This window comes from Actinophytocola sp., assembly GCF_035634895.1.
Taxonomy (GTDB): Bacteria; Actinomycetota; Actinomycetes; order Mycobacteriales; family Pseudonocardiaceae; genus Actinophytocola.
Map to the genome: position 1 here is coordinate 1 of NZ_DASQCC010000065.1, position 16996 is coordinate 16996.

Consider the following 16996-nt stretch of genomic DNA (forward strand, 5'->3'; position numbering starts at 1 on the left):
CACCGGCACAGGCCGCACCCGATGGACGATGCGCTGGAAACCAGTACTCAACGCCTTCGCCATCACCTTCGGTGACCGCTGGCCGGGAGCCGAAACCTACTGATCAACAACGCCGGACACACCGATCACGACACAGACCCCTGAGCGACCCGGCAGCGACTTCGGCGAGCGCAGGGTGTGCGGTTGGCGCGCACTGGCGATGAAGTCCAGGGCGTTGACGTGACGGATGCCGGCATGGGCGTAGTTCAGTTCGACACTCAGGCCGCGGGTGGGCTTGGCGATGTCCAGGTAGAGCAGGTGCCCGTGCTTCTGGACGAGCACTCGGTAGGTGAAGGCAAGCTTGATCTCGTGTCCGAGGTGTTCAGGTCGAAGCTCCGTAGTGTAGATCTGGTGATCGGCCTGCGTACGTTGCCGGATGGGCAGTGGCTTGCCGTCTGCGGTGAACTGCGCCAGCTCGAACACTTGCGGCGAGCCAGCAGTCAAGCCCGCTACCGGCTCGAAGTACCAGATGGAATCCTTGCCTTCGCCGACCAGGCGGCGGTACTCGGCAAGATCAGAGACACACGTAAAGTGCCGGCGCGCGGTCGTCGGCGTTACCCGGTACTCCCAACGCACACTCGCGACGAACATTGAGCCGTGACCGCTGGCAGGTCCGTCGTCCCATGGCGACAACGAGATGGATACTCGCGCGTCGCGGTGCCTTTCCGGTGCCCGGACGACCTGCTGGTACAGATCCGTGTAGACGTCTGCGGCCAGAGCCTCGTCGCCGAGGCGGACGGATAAGGAGTTGCGAATCACCCGGTCGAGGGTCTCGGGTGAGGCATGGGCCTTCAACACGTCGGTGTTGAAGGCGAGGCCGTCATAGACGGCATCGCGGAGCGCTGGTGTCTTCTCGTCGAAGATCTTGCGCAGGCGTTCGGTAGCCCGGACCTCAGCGTCCTGGCGGTCCAGGTACTCAAGGGCAACAGCCAGCAGCCCGGCGGTGAACAAGGTGGAGCCGATCTCCATGACCGGAAGGTCTCAACGCCCGGCCAGGTGCACACCGACTACAACCCGGAAGGCATTTCCATTCCCGCCCAGCGGGAAGCCGGGGCCCGTAAGGCGGCCGACCTTCGAGCCATGGTGGTGGACGAGTTCATCGAGCCAGGCCGGACCGCAACCAGCATCGACAAGCGGCCGGTCTTCCAGGAGATGATGGCCGCCATCCGGGCTACCCCGCGCGATGCACTGCCGGACTTCATCATCGTCTACCACTTCAATCGGATCTTCCGGAACAGCATCGACGCTGCCATTACCAAGAAGGAACTCGCCAAGTACGGCGTACGGGTGGTCTCCACCATTCTCGACATGGGTGAGACACCCGAGAGCGCCATGGTCGAGTCCATCATCCACGCCGTCGACCAGTACCAGTCCCAAGCCAGCGGTGCCGACATCCGCTACAAGATGGGCCAGAAGGTCAAGAACGGCGGCACTGTCGGTCAGGCCACGCTTGGCTACCTCAACGTTCGCGAACCCAAGCCCGAAGGCGGCGAGATCCGCACCATCGCCGTAGACCCGGAGCGTGGTCCGCTGATCACGCAAGCCTTCGAGCTGTTCGGCACCGGCCAGCACTCCGGTCAGCAAGTCCTGGACCGCCTGATCACCGCTGGACTCACCACTCGAGCAACCCGCAAACGGTCGGCCAAGCCGCTGTCACTCAGCAAGCTCTACGACATCCTCAGCGACCGCTACTACCTCGGCTTCGTCGAGCACGAAGGTGCGGAGTATCCCGGCCGACACACGCCGCTGGTCACGCCCGAACTATTCGAAAGGGTCCAGCGCGTACTGGTCCTACGCGGGGGCGGAGGCACCCGCAAGCGTCAGCACGACCATTGGGCCAAGGGCCTGCTGTGGTGCGGACGCTGTGACAAGCGGCTCATCGTCGCACCTGGCCGGGGCAACGGCGGCACCTACTTCTACTTCCTCTGCCGAGGGCGCCAGGCCCGCGGTTGCGACTTGCCCTATCTCAAGGTCCAGGAGGTTCTGAAAGCCGTCGAACAGCACTACGCCACGGTGCGGCTCAGCGAGGACTTCCGGGCCAAGGTTCGGGCACAGCTCGATGACACCCTGCTGAGTGAGCTGGGCAACATCCAAGCGCTGAAGAAGCGCCTCAAGGCCCGTCTGGGCGAACTGGACGCCAAAGAGGAGCAGTACCTCGACCTCGTTGGGGAGCCGGGCTGGCCCAAGGCCAAGATCCAGAAGAAGTTGGCCGGCCTCGCGGCTGAGCGGGCTGAGATTGAGGGCCAACTGGCCGACACCACGACCAAGCTCGACACCGGCCGACAGTTCTTCCTGACTGCTCTGGAGCTGCTCAAAGACCCGCAAGCCTTCTTCATGAAGGGTGGAGCGGGCATCAAGAAGGCCCTGACCAAGGTCATCTTTGCCAAGCTCTACCTCGACGCCCGAGAGCTTGTCACGGTCAGTGAGCATGAGCTGACGCCCGGTATCTCTGGGCTGGTGGAGGCTGAGCAGCAGCGCCGCACTGAGTACCGCCGCAGCGACACGCTCAGCGGCTGGGAGGACGACTCCTGGGATGAAGAGGGCTGGAAGGACAGCAGGCCCTTCCGGAAGGAAGGGCCTGCTCTAGATCGTCTTACCGAGGCGGATCTACTGACCTGGTCCTTGGGGGACCATGGTTCGAGTAGGGCCGCTTTGGTGGGCGATACTGGGATCGAACCAGTGACCTTTCCGGTGTGAGCGGAACGCTCTCCCGCTGAGCTAATCGCCCTCTCAACGTGGCGAAAGACTACCGGACGCCGCAGTCGGTGCCGTACGGAGGGGTGCCCAAACGATCGTCATCCTGGGCGACCTGGGGAAGCGGCATGACGGGGCCCCGCAGGCAGGTCGCCTGCGGGGCCCCGTTTGACCACAGAGAGATCAGTGGCCGTAGTAGTTGCCCTGCGACTGCACGTTCAGCTCGCTCATCCGCACGAACCTGGCCGGGTTCGTCCGTGGGTCGTTGATGCTGATCACATCGAAACCCATCCTCAGGTCGGACGCGAAGATGTACCCGTTGTAGTAGTACGCGGACCAGGTGCCGCCGCTCTTGGCCGGGTCGGACGCCGGGCCGCGCTCGAAGAAGCCGATCTTCTTCGGGTGTGCGGAGTTGGTGAAGTCCCACACCTGCACGCCGCCCATGTACCACGCCTGGACCATGATGTCCCGGCCCGGCACGGGGATCAGCGAGCCGTTGTGGGCCACGCAGTTCTCCGACGCGTCCTGGTAGCGGTCGATCTTGAAGTAGCTGCGGAACGTCAGCTTCCGGGCGTCACCGCGGCCGACGACGTCGTAGATGCCGTCCGCGCCGCGTTCCGGGCCCACCTCGGCGTTGCACGTGGCGAGGCCGCCGCCGCCGAGCTCGTCGGTGAAGATGACCTTGGTGCCGGAGTTGTTGAACGTCGCCGAGTGCCAGAACGCGAAGTGCTGGGTGTCCTCGACCCGGTTGATCACGCGCGGGGCGAGGCGGTTGGAGATGTCGAACAGCACGCCGTCACCCATGCACGCGCCGGCCGCCAGGTCCTTCGACGGGTACGCCGTGATGTCGTGGCAGCCCGAGGTGTCCACACCGCCCGGGACGCCGATGCCACCGCCGTTGCCTGGGTAGCCGCCGTCCGGGAACAGCACCGGGGTCGCCGCGACCCTGGCGGACGTCGGGTTGCGCAGCGGCACCTCGACGACCGAGATGAGGTCGTGGGGCGGCTGGCACTTCGAGATCGAGGCCGACGGGCTGTAGGACGACACGTAGAGGTACGCCGTCCGCTTGTCCTTCGACGGCACCAGTGTGTGCGTGTGTGAGCCGCACGCGGTCTCCACGGACTTGATGTACCGCGGCGCCCGCTTGTCGGTCACGTCGAAGATCTTGATGCCCTCCCAGTAGGCCTTGGTGCCGTCGCTCTGGGCGGTGGAAGCGCACGAGTTGTCGCTGCGTCGCGAGTCCGTGGACAGGAACAGCAGGTTGCCCATGATCGAGATGTCGTTCTGCGAGCCTGGGCACAGCACCTGGCTCACGATCTTCGTCTTCTTGGGGTTCCTGATGTCGTAGATGGTGAAGCCGTCGTAGTTGCCGACGAACGCGTACCGACCCTGGAACGCGATGTCGGTGCCCACCGACGTGCTGTTGGCCAGCGGCGTCGTCTGCGGGATGTTCAGCTCGTGCTTCATGTTCGGGCTGGTGACGATCTGGTCCGGTGCCGGGATGTCCTGGGCGGACGCCCCGGGGGCCGTGATCAGGCCGAGAGTCAGTGTTGCCGCTCCGATCGCGGCGACGGACACTCTTCGGCGCCAGCCGTGCAGGGTCGAGCTCACGACAGGGGTCCCCTCCTTGTGCCGTTCGGATGACACATTATGAGCAGGTAAGTCAGGAATAAACTAGATCTAATCCGATGATGTGCCCGAAGATGGGAAACCGTTTTCCTGTGAGTGAGACATACTGGACATACCGCCGTCTCATAGTGGCTGTCGGCGCCGTCCTGGCCCTCGGTCCGCTGGCCGCCTGCAGCAGTACGCCGCCCCCGCCGACCAACCCCGGGCCGGTGATCGTCCCAGGTAAACCTGGTGAGGAGGCAAAGACAATCCCCCCGGGGCAGGCCACCGGCATCGACGTGCCGGAGCCCAACGACGCCGACAAGACGTTCATGCAGGACATGATCGTTCATCACCAACAGGCGGTCTGGATGTCGGACCTGGCACCCGAGCGCGCATCGTCAAGAGACGTAAAAGAGCTGGCAAGCCGCATCTCCGACGTGCAGGGCCTCGAGATCAACGGGATGAACCAGTGGCTGTCCCAGCACACGATCCCGACGGTCAACCCGACGGCGCCCGACCACCACTCCGGCGGCGGCCACGCCTCGATGCCGGGCATGGCGACGCAGGAGCAGCTTGAGCAGCTGCGGAACGCCAAGGGCAGGGACTTCGACAAGCTCTGGCTGCAGCTGATGATCGCCCACCACCAGGGCGCGCTCACCATGGCCGAGGAGGTCCGGCAGAAGGGTGTCGACGTGCGGGTGCAGGAGATCGCGGACGACGTCGTCGTCGAGCAGACCGACGAGATCCAGCGCATGCGGGGCTGGCTGACGGGCTACTGAGGTGCACCGCGGTATCGGCCAGCGGAAACCCGCAGGCCACGACCGGCCACGGCTCGATAGCATCGACACCGCCCCGCCGTACCGCGTGGGCGTCACCAGCGTCGTCACTTCGAGGAGTAACCGTGTCTGAGCCGCGTCCGCCTGCCGCCCAACCCACCCCGCGCGTGGTGGTGCCGGCCGGCACTACGGCGGGCGCCGCGGTCCGCGAGGCCGGCCTGCCCGGCAAGGGCCCGGACGCGGTCGTCGTCGTCCGGGACGCGAACGGCGACCTGCGGGACCTGTCCTGGGCCCCGGACGCCGACGCCGAGGTCGAGCCGGTCGCCGCCGACACCGAGGACGGCCGCGCGGTCATCCGGCACTCCGCCGCGCACGTGCTGGCCCAGGCCGTGCAGCAGCAGTTCCCGGAGGCCAAGCTCGGCATCGGCCCGCCGATCCGGGACGGCTTCTACTACGACTTCGACGTCGAGAAGCCCTTCACCCCCGAGGACCTCCAGGCGCTCGAGAAGCGGATGAAGCAGATCGTCAAGGCCTCCCAGCGGTTCTCCCGCCGTGTCGTCGAGTCGGTCGACGCGGCCAAGGAAGAGCTGAAGGACGAGCCGTACAAGCTGGAGCTCGTCGACCTCAAGTCCGACGTCGACACCGACGAGGTCATGGAGGTCGGCGGCGGCGAGCTGACCATCTACGACAACCTCGACCCGCGCAGCGGCGAGAAGGTGTGGGGCGACCTGTGCCGCGGCCCGCACGTGCCGACCACCAAGCACATCCCGGCGTTCAAGCTGACCCGCGTGGCCGCCGCGTACTGGCGCGGCAGCGAGAAGAACCCGCAGCTCCAGCGCATCTACGGCACCGCGTGGGAGTCGCAGGAGGCGCAGGACGCCTACCTGGAGCGGCTGGCCGAGGCCGAGCGGCGCGACCACCGCAAGCTGGGCACCGAGCTGGACCTGTTCTCGTTCCCGGAGAAGATCGGCTCCGGCCTGCCGGTGTTCCACCCCAAGGGCGGCATCATCCGCCGTGAGCTGGAGAACTACTCGCGGCGGCGGCACGAGGAGGCCGGGTACGAGTTCGTCAACACCCCGCACATCTCCAAGAGCGACCTGTTCTACACCTCGGGCCACCTGCCGTACTACGCCGACACGATGTTCCCGCCCCTGCGGCTGGAGGGCGAGGAGTACTACCTCAAGGCCATGAACTGCCCGATGCACCACCTGATCTTCGACTCGCGCGGGCGGTCCTACCGGGAGTTGCCGCTGCGGCTGTTCGAGTTCGGCACCGTCTACCGGTACGAGAAGTCCGGCGTGGTGCACGGCCTGACCCGGGTTCGCGGCCTGACCATGGACGACTCGCACATCTACTGCACCAAGGAGCAGATGCCGGGCGAGCTGCGGTCCCTGCTGCGGTTCGTGCTGGACCTGCTGGCCGACTACGGCCTGTCGGACTTCTACCTGGAGCTGTCCACCAAGGGCGAGGGCGGCAAGTTCATCGGTTCGGACGAGGAGTGGGCTGAGGCCACCGAGACCCTGCGGCAGGCCGCCGTGGACTCCGGCCTCGAGCTGGTGCCGGACCCGGGTGGCGCCGCGTACTACGGCCCGAAGATCTCGGTGCAGGCGAAGGACGCCATCGGCCGCTCATGGCAGATGTCGACCATCCAGGTGGACTTCAATCACCCGAAGCGGTTCGAGTTGTCGTACACGGCTTCGGATGGTTCTCGTCAGCAGCCGGTCGTCCTCCATCGGGCACTCTTCGGCTCGATCGAGCGATTCTTCGGCGTGCTGACCGAGCACTACGCGGGCGCGTTCCCGGCCTGGCTGTCGCCGGTGCAGGCGGTGGGCATCCCGATCGCGGACGAGCACGTCCCGCACCTGCTGGACGTGGCCGAGAAGCTGCGGGCGCGGGGCATCCGGGTCGAGGTCGACACCTCGGACGACCGCATGCAGAAGAAGATCCGCAACCACACCACGCAGAAGGTGCCGTTCATGCTGCTGGCCGGTGGGAAGGACGTCGAGGCCGGCGCGGTGTCGTTCCGGTTCCGCGACGGGAGCCAGATCAACGGGGTGCCGGTCGACGACGCGGTCCGGACGGTGGTCGAGTGGGTGGAGCGGCGGGAGAACGCCTCCCCGTCCGCTGAGGCGGTGAAGGTTTCTCAGTAGGCGGCGGCTGCCAGGCGCCCGGGGCGCGTGGACCGGAACATTAGGATCGGTTCATGAGCGGTGCGGAGTTCGTTGAGCAGGATGGTGTTGGGGTGCCCGATGCCTTGCAACGCCTGTGGACCCCGCACCGGATGGCCTACATCCGGGGGGAGAACAAGCCCGTCGGTGAGGAGGCCGACGGCTGTCCGTTCTGTCGGTTGCCCGGGATGGCCGACGCCGACGCGCTGATCGTCGCGCGTGGGGTGCTGGTGTACGGGGTGTTGAACCTCTACCCGTACAACCCCGGGCATCTGATGGTGGTGCCCTATCGGCATGTGGCCGACTACACAGAGCTGACGCCGAAGGAGACCGTCGAGCTGGCGGAGTTCACGCAGAAGGCGATGACGGTCGCTCGATCGGTGTCGGCGCCGCATGGGTTCAACGTCGGCATGAACCAGGGTGTGATCGCTGGGGCGGGGATCGCGGCGCATCTGCACCAGCACGTGGTCCCCCGATGGGGTGGCGACTCGAACTTCATGCCGGTGATCGGTCACACGAAGGTGCTGCCGCAGTTGCTGGGGCAGACACGCACGCTGCTGGCCGACGCCTGGGCCGAGACGTCCTGAGAACGCCGACGGCTCCCTCCCCGCGGTGGGGGAGGGAGCCGTCAGCGCGTGCCGGAGTCGGGCTCAGGCCTCCGGCTTGCGGAGGTTGGCCTCAACCTCGATGTGAATCTCGATCTTGTCGCTGACGATGGCGATGCCGTTCTGGACGCCCTCGAAGTTGACGTTGAAGTCCTTGCGGTTGATCGACGCGGTGCCGGAGAAGCCGGCGACGGTGCCGCCCGCGAGCGGGTTCTCGCCGATGCCGTTCACCTCGAAGGTCAGCGGTACGACCTTGGTGACGTCCTTGAGCGTCAGCTCGCCGTCCAGCACGAACTTGTCGCCGTCCTGGCGGGCGCCGGACGCCTTGTAGGTCATCGTCGGGTACTTCTCGACCTCGAAGAAGTCGGCGGACCGCAGGTGGCCGTCGCGCTGCTCCTGGTGGGTCGTGATCGAGCTGAGGTCGACGCTGATGTCGACCGAGGACTCGAGGGGGTTCTCCGCGGTGACGATGGTGCCGCTGAAGCTGGCGAACCGCCCGCGGACCTTCGTGACGACCAGGTGGCGGACGACGAAGCCGACCTCGGAGTGCGCCGGGTCGATGTCCCACGTACCGGCCGCGTAGCCCGGGATGTTGAGGGCGGTGGCACTGCTCATGGTGAAGATCCTCCGATAGAAAAAGTTGAACGATCACCTGTTGAGCGATCAACCGCGACCTTACACCTACGTGATTGAGAGTTCAACAAGTACACTGTGAGGTATGTCCGAGACCCGCTGGTTGAGCGAGCGTGAGCAGCAGATCTGGCGCTCCTTCATGTCGGCGACCATTGGGCTGACCGACGCGCTGGCCCGGCAGCTCCAACGGGACGCCGGGATGCCACACGCCTACTACGAGATCCTGGTGGCCCTGTCCGAGGCCCCTGACCGCACGTTACGCATGAGCGAGCTCGCCGGCATCCGGGGCTCGTCCCGCAGCCGGCTGTCGCACGCGATCGCGCGGCTGGAGGAGACCGGCTGGGTGCGCCGCCGTGGCTGTCCGACCGACAAGCGCGGCTCGTACGCGATCCTCACCGAGGATGGCTTCGCGGCATTGGCGGCGGCGGCCCCGGGACACGTGACCGAGGTGCGGGAGAAGCTGTTCGACCAGCTCACACCCGAGCAGGTGCGGCAACTGGGCGAGATCAGCGCGGCCATCCAGCGTGGCCTTGGTTCGGTACCGGAGGTGACCTGCCCGAGCCTGACCGGCGACGGCCGGGAGCTGAAGGAGACCGAGCCCGCGTAAAGGGTGAACGTTTCATGATCAACGCCAACGCAGTTGGTTGAGTAGGCAGCCCCCACCCGATCCCGGGGGCACCCCGCCACGCCAGTCTACTCGGCTGGGGTGACAAAAGTGCTGGTCAGCGAGGGCTGTGGATAACTTTCACCCGGTGGGGTCGACCAAAAGTGACATTCGTGGCGTGGGCTTCGCTCCAGTGGGGCGGGCCGGGGCGACACCTTCGGTTAGGCTGCCGTAGCCACCTGTCGCCGCACGTCGTGAGGCTCGTCCGCGCCATGCTGAACATCTTCGCAAGAGCCTCGGTCTCGCGGGTCACCGATCCGATCGGGGCCGTGCTCGTTCGGATCGGGCTCACGCCCAACGGCATGACGGTCATCGGTACGGTCGGGGCGGTCGGGTCCGCGCTCTGGCTGTTCCCCACCGGACACCTGCTCGCCGGCACGTTCGCGGTCTGGGGCTTCGTCATGCTCGACCTGCTCGACGGGGCGATGGCCCGCGCGCGGGGCGGCGGCACCAAGTTCGGCGGCGTCCTCGACTCCACCTGCGACCGGATCGCCGACGGCGCGCTCATGGCCAGCATCGCCTGGTACGCGCTCGAGAACGCCGAGCGGCCACACCTCGGCGTGGCGGCGCTCATCTGCCTGGTGCTCGGCCAGGTCATCTCCTACATCAAGGCACGTGCCGAGGCCGCGGGGCTCTCGGCCAACGTCGGGCTCGTCGAGCGGGCCGAACGGTTGATCATCGCCCTGGTGGGCACCGGCCTGCAGGGGTTCGGCGTGCCCTACGCGGTCGACGTGGCGCTCTGGCTGCTCGTCGCCGGTTCGGTCATCACGGTGGGACAACGGCTGGTGGCCGTCCACCAGTCGGCAGCGGAGGCCACATGAGTTTCAGCCAGCGGTTGTCCGACCTCGCGTACGCCACGGGCTGGGGCGCCGTGCGACGACTGCCCGAGCCGGTGGCCAAGGCGTTGTTCCGCGGTTCGGCCGACCTCGCCGCCCGGCGCAACGGGCCGGGCGTCCAGCAGATGCGTCGCAACTACGCGCGGGTCGTGCCCAAGGCGGGACCCGCGGAGCTGGACGAGCTGGTCCGCGCGGGACTCCGGTCCTACGCGCGGTACTGGCGGGAGGCGTTCCGCCTGCCGGCCATGGACCACGAGGCGATCTACCGGCAGGTCGACGACGTGTTCATCGGCAAGCCGCTGATGGACGCCGCCCTGGAGCGCGGCAAGGGCCTGATCATGGTGCTCCCGCACACCGGCAACTTCGACGTCTCCGGCATCTGGCTCGTCGGTCACGCCGGTTCGTTCACCACCGTCAACGAACGGCTGAAGCCCGAGTCCGTCTATCAGCGGTTCGTCGAATACCGCGAGTCACTCGGGTTCGAGATCCTCCCCAGTGCGGGCGGCGCCTACCGGTTGCTGATGGAACGCCTGCGCGCCAACAAGATCGTCTGCCTGGTCGCCGACCGGGACCTGTCGAAGCGGGGCATCCCGGTCACCTTCTTCGGTGCGGAGACCCGCATGCCGCCCGGCCCGGCCCGGCTCGCCGCCGCCACCGGCGCCCAGATCCTGGTCGTGGACAACACGTTCACCGACGACGGCTGGGGGGTGCGGGCGCACACGCCGCTGCTCGTGCACGGCCGCGAGGACGTCGGTCCGACGACACAGCGGATGGCCGACGCGTTCGCCGCCGACATCGCCAACCACCCGGTGGACTGGCACATGATGCAGAAGCTCTGGCTGGCGGACCTGGACGAGGACAGGCAGCAGGCCCTCGTGAGCGGACCGGGCGAGCCCCGGCGGCGCCCGGGAGCGAAGCGACCCGCGCCGAGCACAGCGGGGAGGGAAGCCGGGCACGGGCCCGTTCACCCAGCGAGCGGTGCGAGCCGAACCGACACGGAGTCCAGGTGAAGATCGGCATCGTGTGTCCGTACTCCTTTGAGGTGCCCGGGGGAGTGCAGTCACACGTCGTCGATCTCGCCAAGGCGCTGCGTGGGAAGGGCCACGACGTCGACGTGCTCGCGCCGGCCGACGAGGACACGCCGCTGCCGGACTTCGTGCGCCCCACCGGCCGCGCGGTCGGCATCCCCTACAACGGCTCCGTCGCGCGCCTGTCGTTCGGCCCGGTCTCCTACCGGCGGGTGCGCCGCTGGATCCGTGACCACGACTTCGACGTGCTGCACCTGCACGAGCCGACCACGCCCAGCCTGTCGCTGCTCGCGCTCATGATCGCCGACGGTCCGATCGTCGCGACCTTCCACACGTCCACGGCCCGGTCCCGCACGCTCAGCGCGTTCCAGCCCGTCCTGCGGCCCTTTCTGGAGAAGATCACCGCGCGCATCGCGGTGTCCGCGCTGGCCCGCCGCGTCCAGGTCGAGCACGCAGGCGGCGACGCGGTCGAGATCCCGAACGGCGTGGACGTCGACTTCTTCACCCGGTCCACGCCGCTGCCGGGCTACCCGCGCGACGGCGGCACGGTCGGGTTCGTCGGCCGGTTCACCGAGCCACGCAAGGGCATGCCGATCCTGCTCGACGCGCTGAAGATCCTCACGCCGGACTTCCCGGACCTCCAGCTGCTGGTCGTCGGCGGCGGCGACCAGGACGAGCTGCGGCGCCAGGCCGGGCCGGTGCGGCTCAACCTCCTCGGCCAGGCCGACGACGTGGTGAAGGCGCGGGCACTGCGCAGTGTCGACGTCTACTGCGCGCCCAACACCGGCGGCGAGAGCTTCGGCATGATCCTCACCGAGGCCATGGCGGCCGGTGCGGCGGTGGTCGGCAGCGACCTCGACGCGTTCCGGCGCGTGCTCGACGACGGCCGCGCCGGGGCCCTGTTCCCGGTCGGCGACCCGGTTGCGCTCGCGGAGGCGTTGCGCGGCATGCTTGTCTCCCCGCGGCGCCGCGAGTCGTACGTGGCGGCCGCTCGCCAGCGGGTGACCGCCTTCGACTGGACGGTGCTGTCCGGTCAGGTGCTGCGGGTGTACGAGCAGGCCATCGCGGCGGACCCGCGGGGGATCGTCGAGTCGGATGCCGGTGTCGAGTCTGGGTAGGGGAGCGTCGTGACAGCGTTGGTGACCGCGCTTGTCCTTGTCGTCCTGGTGGCGATGGTCATCGTGTGGTTGGCGGCCACCGCGAACCGGCTGGACCGGCTGCACGTGCGCACCGACGCGGCGTGGGCGGCACTGGACGCGGCACTGGCGCGCCGGGCGGTGGTGGCACGCACGGTCGCCGCGGCGATCCGGCTGGACGACGTCGGCGCCGACCGCCTGCGGGCCGAGGCCGAACGGGCGGAGGTCGCGCCGCGCGACGAGCGGGAGGAGGCGGAGAACCGCCTCTCGCTGCAGCTCGCGGGCGTCGACCGGGCCAAGCTGCCGCTGGCGCTGACGGCCGAGCTGCTCGACGCCGAGCACCGCGTGGTGATCGCGCGCCGGGTGCACAACGACGCCGTGCGCGACACGCTCACCCAGCGGCGCCGCCGGCTGGTGCGCTGGCTGAAGCTCGCCGGGACCGCGCCGCGGCCGGAGTACTTCGAGATCGTCGAGCCGAAGCTGGCCGACCACGGCGACATGCCGCTGCCGCGCCCGTCCGCTCGCGTGCTCCTGATCGACGGCGAGAAGCGGGTGCTGCTGTTCAACGGCCACGACCCGATCCGCCCGGACGCCAGGTTCTGGTTCACCGTCGGCGGCGGCGTCGAGCCGGGGGAGGACCTGCGCACGGCCGCGCTGCGTGAGCTGGCGGAGGAGACCGGCGTGCGGCTGGGCGACGACGGACTGGTCGGCCCGGTGTGGCGGCGGCGGGTCGCGTTCAGCTTCGACGGCCGGACCTACGACGGCGAGGAGTGGTTCTTCGTGGCCGACCTCGCCGCCGACATCGCCGTCGACACGTCCGGGTTCACCCAGCTGGAGACGGAGACGGTCGACGGCCACCGCTGGTGGACCGTCGGCGACCTGCGGGACACGGAGGAGACCGTCTACCCGGTGCAGCTACCGACGCTGCTACCTGACGTGTTGACGAAGAAGTGGGACGGCACAGTGAGGACGGTCCGTTGACGATCGAGATCAAGGCGGTCGTGAAGACCGGCTCCGGCATGCTGGCAATCTGGGACGCCGAGCCGTTCGCGGAGGTCGTCGACTACGACTCGTGGGAGTCGGCCCTGTGCCTGGACGACGACATCCAGCGGCACGTCAGGGCGGGCGACCTCGTGCCGATCAACATCGAGAGCGACGGTGCGTTCGAGGTGCTGGTGCGGTACGGCAACGAGCCCGTGCTGACCGAGCGTGAGACCGAGCGCCTGGTCGTCACGTCCGAGCCGTACCTGCTGGCGTCCAGCGGCGACGTCCGGCTGTCCGGCATCGAGGGCGTCGGCTGGGCGGACGACGCGGTCGAGCTGGCCGTCGGCGAGGGCGAGCACGAGGTGGTGCTGCACATTATCGACTGGCACGCCGAGCCCGGCAGCACGAACGAGGACGGCAAGCCGGCGCCCCACGCGCTGCCCGACTTCGTGGCGCTGGTGTACCCGGCGAGCGAGGTCGGCGGCCCCTACCGCGACGAGATCCTGACCTTCCCGCGACCGGACGGGCCATGAGAGGCGCGCTCGGCGACCGAACGCGCCTTCATGGCGGTCGGCCTAGGTCATGTGGGCGGCCAGTGCCTCGGGCAGTGGGTCGTAGCGGGCGAACGACCTGGTGAACGTCGCCGAGCCGGACGTCATCGAGCGTAGGTCGATCGCGTACCGCAGCAGTGCCGTCACCGGGACCTCGGCCCGCACGATGCTGTACCCCGGCTGCTCGTCGGCCTCCGTGCCGAGCACGCGGCCGCGCCGGGACGACAGGTCGCCCAACACCGTGCCGAGGTGCTCGTCCGGCAGCCGCACGGCCACCTCGTCGACCGGCTCCAGCAACGAGACGCGGCCGTTCGCCGCGGCGTCCTTCAGCGCCATCGAGCCGGCCGTCTGGAACGCGGCGTCGGACGAGTCGACGCTGTGTGCCTTGCCGTCGAACAGGGTCACGCGGATGTCGACCATCGGATAGCCGGCCTGGATGCCCCTCTCCATCTGGGCACGCACGCCCTTCTCGACCGAGCCGATGAACTGGTTCGGCACGGAGCCGCCGACGACCTTGTCCACGAACTCGAAGCCCGCGCCGACCGGCAGGGGCTCGACGTCGATGTCGCACACGGCGTACTGCCCGTGCCCGCCGGACTGCTTGACGTGCCGGCCCTTTCCGCGTGCGGGGGCCGCGAACGTCTCGCGCAGCGCGACCTTGATCGGCTCGGTGTCCACGTCCGCGCCTCCGGCACGCAGGCGCGCGAGGACGACGTCCGCGTGGGCCTCCCCCATGCACCACAACACGAGCTGGTGGGTCTCGGCGTTGCGTTCCAGCCGCAGGGTCGGGTCGCCCGCCACGAGGCGGTTCAGGTTGCGGGACAGGGCGTCCTCGTCGCTGCGGGTCTTCGCGACGACCGCGACCGGCAGCAGCGGCTCCGGCATCGTCCACGGCCGCATCAGCAACGGCTTCTCCGGGCTGGACACGGTGTCGCCGGTCTCCGCGGACCCCAGTTTGGTCAGCGCGCAGATGTCGCCGGCCACGCAGTGCGTCACCTCGCGCAGGTTCGACCCGAGCGGGGAGTAGATGTGCGCGACGCGCTCGTCGACGTCGTGATCCTCGTGGCCGCGTTCGGACATGCCGTGCCCCGAGATGTGCACCGGCCGCTCCGGCCGCAGCGTCCCGGAGAACACCCGGATGAGTGACACCCGGCCGACGTAGGAGTCGATGGCGGTACGCACGACCTCGGCGACGAGCGGGCCGTCGGGGTCGGCACGCAGCGAGCCGGAGCCGTTGCCGTTGAGCTCGGTGACGTCCGGCACGCCGTGCTCGAGCGGCGAGGGGAACGCGCCGGTCAGCGCCTCGAGCAGCTCGGCGAGCCCGACGCCGCTGGAGGCGCAGACGGGGATGACCGGGTGGAAGGTGCCGCGTGCGACGGCCGTCTCGAGGTCGTCGATGAGCGTCTCGGTCTCGATCTCCTCGCCCTCGAGGTAGCGGTCCATGAGGGTCTCGTCCTCGCTCTCGGCGATGATGCCCTCGATCAGCTCGTTGCGTGCGTCGTCGATCTCCACGAGGTCGGCCTCGTCCGCCTCGGCGGCCGTGGGCGGGTAGCCGCCCGAGTAGTCCATGAACCGGCGGGTGATGAGCCCGAGCAGCCCTGACTTGCCGCCGCCGGCCGGCAGGTACAGCGGCAGCACGCCCTGGCCGAAGGCCTCCTGGCAGGCCCGCATCTCGGCCATCGCGTCCGCGCGCTGGTGGTCCAGCCTGGCGATCACCACGGCGCGGGGCATGCCGACGGCGGCGCACTCCGCCCACAGCGCGATGGTCGCCGGGTCGACGCCCTCGGCCGCGCAGACCACGAACAGCGCGCCGTCGGCCGCGCGCAGGCCGGCGCGCACCTCGCCGACGAAGTCCGCGTACCCCGGGGTGTCGATCAGGTTGATCTTGACGTCGCCGTGCACGAGTGGGGCCACCGACAGGCCGACCGAGCGCTGCTGGCGCTGGGCCGCCGGGTCGTGGTCGCACACGGTCGTGCCCTCGGTCACGGTGCCCGCTCGTGGGATGACGCCGGCCGCCGCGAGGAGGGCTTCGGTCAGGGTCGTCTTGCCCGAGCCAGACGGCCCGACGAGAACGATGTTTCTCACCTTGGCCGGGTCGTCTACAGCGACCGCGGCTCCGCCATCACCGTTTTCCGAGTGTTTGCTGGCCATACCCACTCACCCTTTCCGCTGACCGCACTGTCAGCCGGGTTCGGCGTGTCTCTTATGTGCCCGATCTCACACCTGTTTACCAGGTCAGACAACCCCAACGCGCGAAGTGGCCTGGCGAATTACCGGCGAATTGGCCGCTTCGTGATAGCCACATGAGACCTACACTTGTCGGGGAATCCACTGAGGAGGGACGCTTCGTGACTACCGATTCGACCCCTGCCGTTACCGAGGCGGTAACCGGAACCGCGCGGGTCAAGCGGGGTATGGCGGAGATGCTCAAGGGCGGCGTGATCATGGACGTGGTCACGGCCGAGCAGGCCAGGATCGCCGAGGACGCCGGCGCGGTGGCGGTCATGGCGCTGGAGCGGGTGCCGGCGGACATTCGCGCGCAGGGTGGCGTGGCGCGGATGAGCGACCCGGACCTCATCGACGGGATCATCGACGCGGTCTCCATCCCCGTGATGGCCAAGGCCCGCATCGGGCACTTCGTCGAGGCGCAGGTGCTGCAGTCGCTCGGCGTGGACTACGTCGACGAGTCCGAGGTGCTGACCCCCGCCGACTACGCCAACCACATCGACAAGTGGCAGTTCACCGTGCCGTTCGTGTGTGGTGCCACCAACCTGGGTGAGGCGTTGCGCCGGATCACCGAGGGCGCGGCCATGATCCGCTCCAAGGGCGAGGCCGGCACCGGCGACGTGTCCAACGCGACCACCCACATGCGCAAGATCCGCGGCGAGCTCAAGCGGTTGACGTCGCTGCCGGAGGACGAGTTGTTCGTCGCGGCCAAGGAGCTACAGGCGCCCTACGAGCTGGTCCGCGAGGTCGCCTCGCTCGGCAAGCTGCCGGTCGTGCTGTTCACCGCGGGCGGCATCGCGACCCCGGCGGACGCGGCGATGATGATGCAGCTGGGCGCCGAGGGCGTGTTCGTCGGCTCGGGCATCTTCAAGTCGGGCGACCCGGCGGCCCGCGCCAAGGCGATCGTCCAGGCCACGGCTTTCTACGACGACCCGGACGTGATCGCGAAGGTGTCGCGTGGCCTCGGCGAGGCCATGGTGGGCATCAACGTCGAGGAGGTCCCGGAGCCGCATCGGCTGGCCGAACGCGGCTGGTAGCCCCGGAA

Annotated in this window: 15 protein-coding genes and 1 tRNA gene; 11 read left to right on the forward strand and 5 right to left on the reverse strand. The window is 68.5% G+C overall.

All coding sequences use genetic code 11. From position 1 onward, the window contains the following. Positions 1-96 precede the first annotated feature (96 nt). Entirely contained in the window at positions 97-1008 is a 912-nt protein-coding gene (locus VET29_RS09475) for a hypothetical protein (RefSeq protein WP_324917711.1), read from the reverse strand. Positions 1009-1035: 27 nt separating this feature from the next. On the opposite strand from VET29_RS09475, the gene VET29_RS44060 reads away from it, so the two are divergent. After that, on the forward strand, positions 1036-2736 hold the full coding sequence (locus VET29_RS44060) for a recombinase family protein (RefSeq protein WP_414636471.1): 1701 nt from the start codon (positions 1036-1038) through the stop codon (positions 2734-2736). On the opposite strand, the gene VET29_RS09490 is transcribed toward VET29_RS44060, so the two are convergent. Both VET29_RS09490 and VET29_RS09495 read right to left on the reverse strand, forming a co-directional pair. Further along, positions 2693-2767 (reverse strand) — tRNA-Val (locus tag VET29_RS09490). The genes VET29_RS44060 and VET29_RS09490 overlap by 44 nt on opposite strands. A gap of 149 nt (positions 2768-2916) precedes the next feature. Then, positions 2917-4344, reverse strand: a complete 1428-nt coding sequence (locus VET29_RS09495) for an LVIVD repeat-containing protein (RefSeq protein ID WP_414636470.1) — start codon at positions 4342-4344, stop codon at positions 2917-2919. Between the two features lie 110 nt (positions 4345-4454). Here VET29_RS09495 and VET29_RS09500 point away from each other — a divergent pair, with 110 nt between their 5' ends. The 3 genes from VET29_RS09500 (at position 4455) to VET29_RS09510 (ending at position 7875) form a co-directional block, all read left to right on the forward strand. Further along, the gene (locus VET29_RS09500; protein WP_324917725.1) at positions 4455-5123 is read left to right on the forward strand and encodes a DUF305 domain-containing protein; all 669 of its coding nucleotides are present in this window, start codon (positions 4455-4457) and stop codon (positions 5121-5123) included. Positions 5124-5245: 122 nt separating this feature from the next. Then, positions 5246-7270, forward strand: coding sequence for a threonine--tRNA ligase (thrS, locus tag VET29_RS09505; protein WP_324917728.1), 2025 nt, complete (start codon positions 5246-5248; stop codon positions 7268-7270). A gap of 53 nt (positions 7271-7323) precedes the next feature. Beyond that, positions 7324-7875, forward strand: coding sequence for an HIT domain-containing protein (locus VET29_RS09510; RefSeq protein ID WP_324917731.1), 552 nt, complete (start codon positions 7324-7326; stop codon positions 7873-7875). Between the two features lie 63 nt (positions 7876-7938). Here the strand turns inward: VET29_RS09510 and VET29_RS09515 are convergent, their stop codons facing one another. After that, complete coding sequence (locus tag VET29_RS09515) at positions 7939-8508, reverse strand: YceI family protein (protein WP_324917734.1); 570 nt, start codon at positions 8506-8508, stop codon at positions 7939-7941. 103 nt (positions 8509-8611) lie between these two features. Between VET29_RS09515 and VET29_RS09520 the strand changes: the two genes are divergently transcribed. The 6 genes from VET29_RS09520 (at position 8612) to VET29_RS09545 (ending at position 13707) form a co-directional block, all read left to right on the forward strand. Then, the gene (locus VET29_RS09520; protein ID WP_324917737.1) at positions 8612-9133 is read left to right on the forward strand and encodes a MarR family winged helix-turn-helix transcriptional regulator; all 522 of its coding nucleotides are present in this window, start codon (positions 8612-8614) and stop codon (positions 9131-9133) included. A gap of 269 nt (positions 9134-9402) precedes the next feature. Beyond that, a complete protein-coding gene (gene pgsA / locus VET29_RS09525; protein ID WP_324917741.1) occupies positions 9403-10011 on the forward strand; it encodes a phosphatidylinositol phosphate synthase in 609 nt (202 codons plus the stop codon). Beyond that, positions 10008-11036, forward strand: a complete 1029-nt coding sequence (locus tag VET29_RS09530) for a phosphatidylinositol mannoside acyltransferase (RefSeq protein WP_324917744.1) — start codon at positions 10008-10010, stop codon at positions 11034-11036. The genes pgsA and VET29_RS09530 overlap by 4 nt, the downstream gene beginning before the upstream one ends. Then, the gene (locus VET29_RS09535) at positions 11033-12172 is read left to right on the forward strand and encodes a glycosyltransferase family 4 protein (RefSeq protein ID WP_324917747.1); all 1140 of its coding nucleotides are present in this window, start codon (positions 11033-11035) and stop codon (positions 12170-12172) included. The genes VET29_RS09530 and VET29_RS09535 overlap by 4 nt, the downstream gene beginning before the upstream one ends. Before the next feature lie 9 nt (positions 12173-12181). Beyond that, positions 12182-13171: an NUDIX hydrolase gene (locus VET29_RS09540; protein WP_324917750.1), complete on the forward strand. Its 990-nt coding sequence runs from the start codon at positions 12182-12184 to the stop codon at positions 13169-13171. Then, positions 13168-13707 carry a hypothetical protein gene (locus VET29_RS09545; protein ID WP_324917753.1) on the forward strand — a complete coding sequence of 180 codons (540 nt, stop codon included), beginning with the start codon at positions 13168-13170 and terminating at the stop codon, positions 13705-13707. The genes VET29_RS09540 and VET29_RS09545 overlap by 4 nt, the downstream gene beginning before the upstream one ends. Positions 13708-13749: 42 nt before the next feature. Here the strand turns inward: VET29_RS09545 and VET29_RS09550 are convergent, their stop codons facing one another. Beyond that, positions 13750-15876, reverse strand: a complete 2127-nt coding sequence (locus VET29_RS09550; protein ID WP_324917756.1) for an elongation factor G-like protein EF-G2 — start codon at positions 15874-15876, stop codon at positions 13750-13752. A 197-nt stretch (positions 15877-16073) separates the two neighbouring features. Here VET29_RS09550 and pdxS point away from each other — a divergent pair, with 197 nt between their 5' ends. After that, positions 16074-16988 (forward strand): pyridoxal 5'-phosphate synthase lyase subunit PdxS, encoded by a 915-nt coding sequence (pdxS, locus tag VET29_RS09555; protein WP_324917759.1) that lies wholly within the window; start codon positions 16074-16076, stop codon positions 16986-16988. Positions 16989-16996 lie beyond the last annotated feature (8 nt).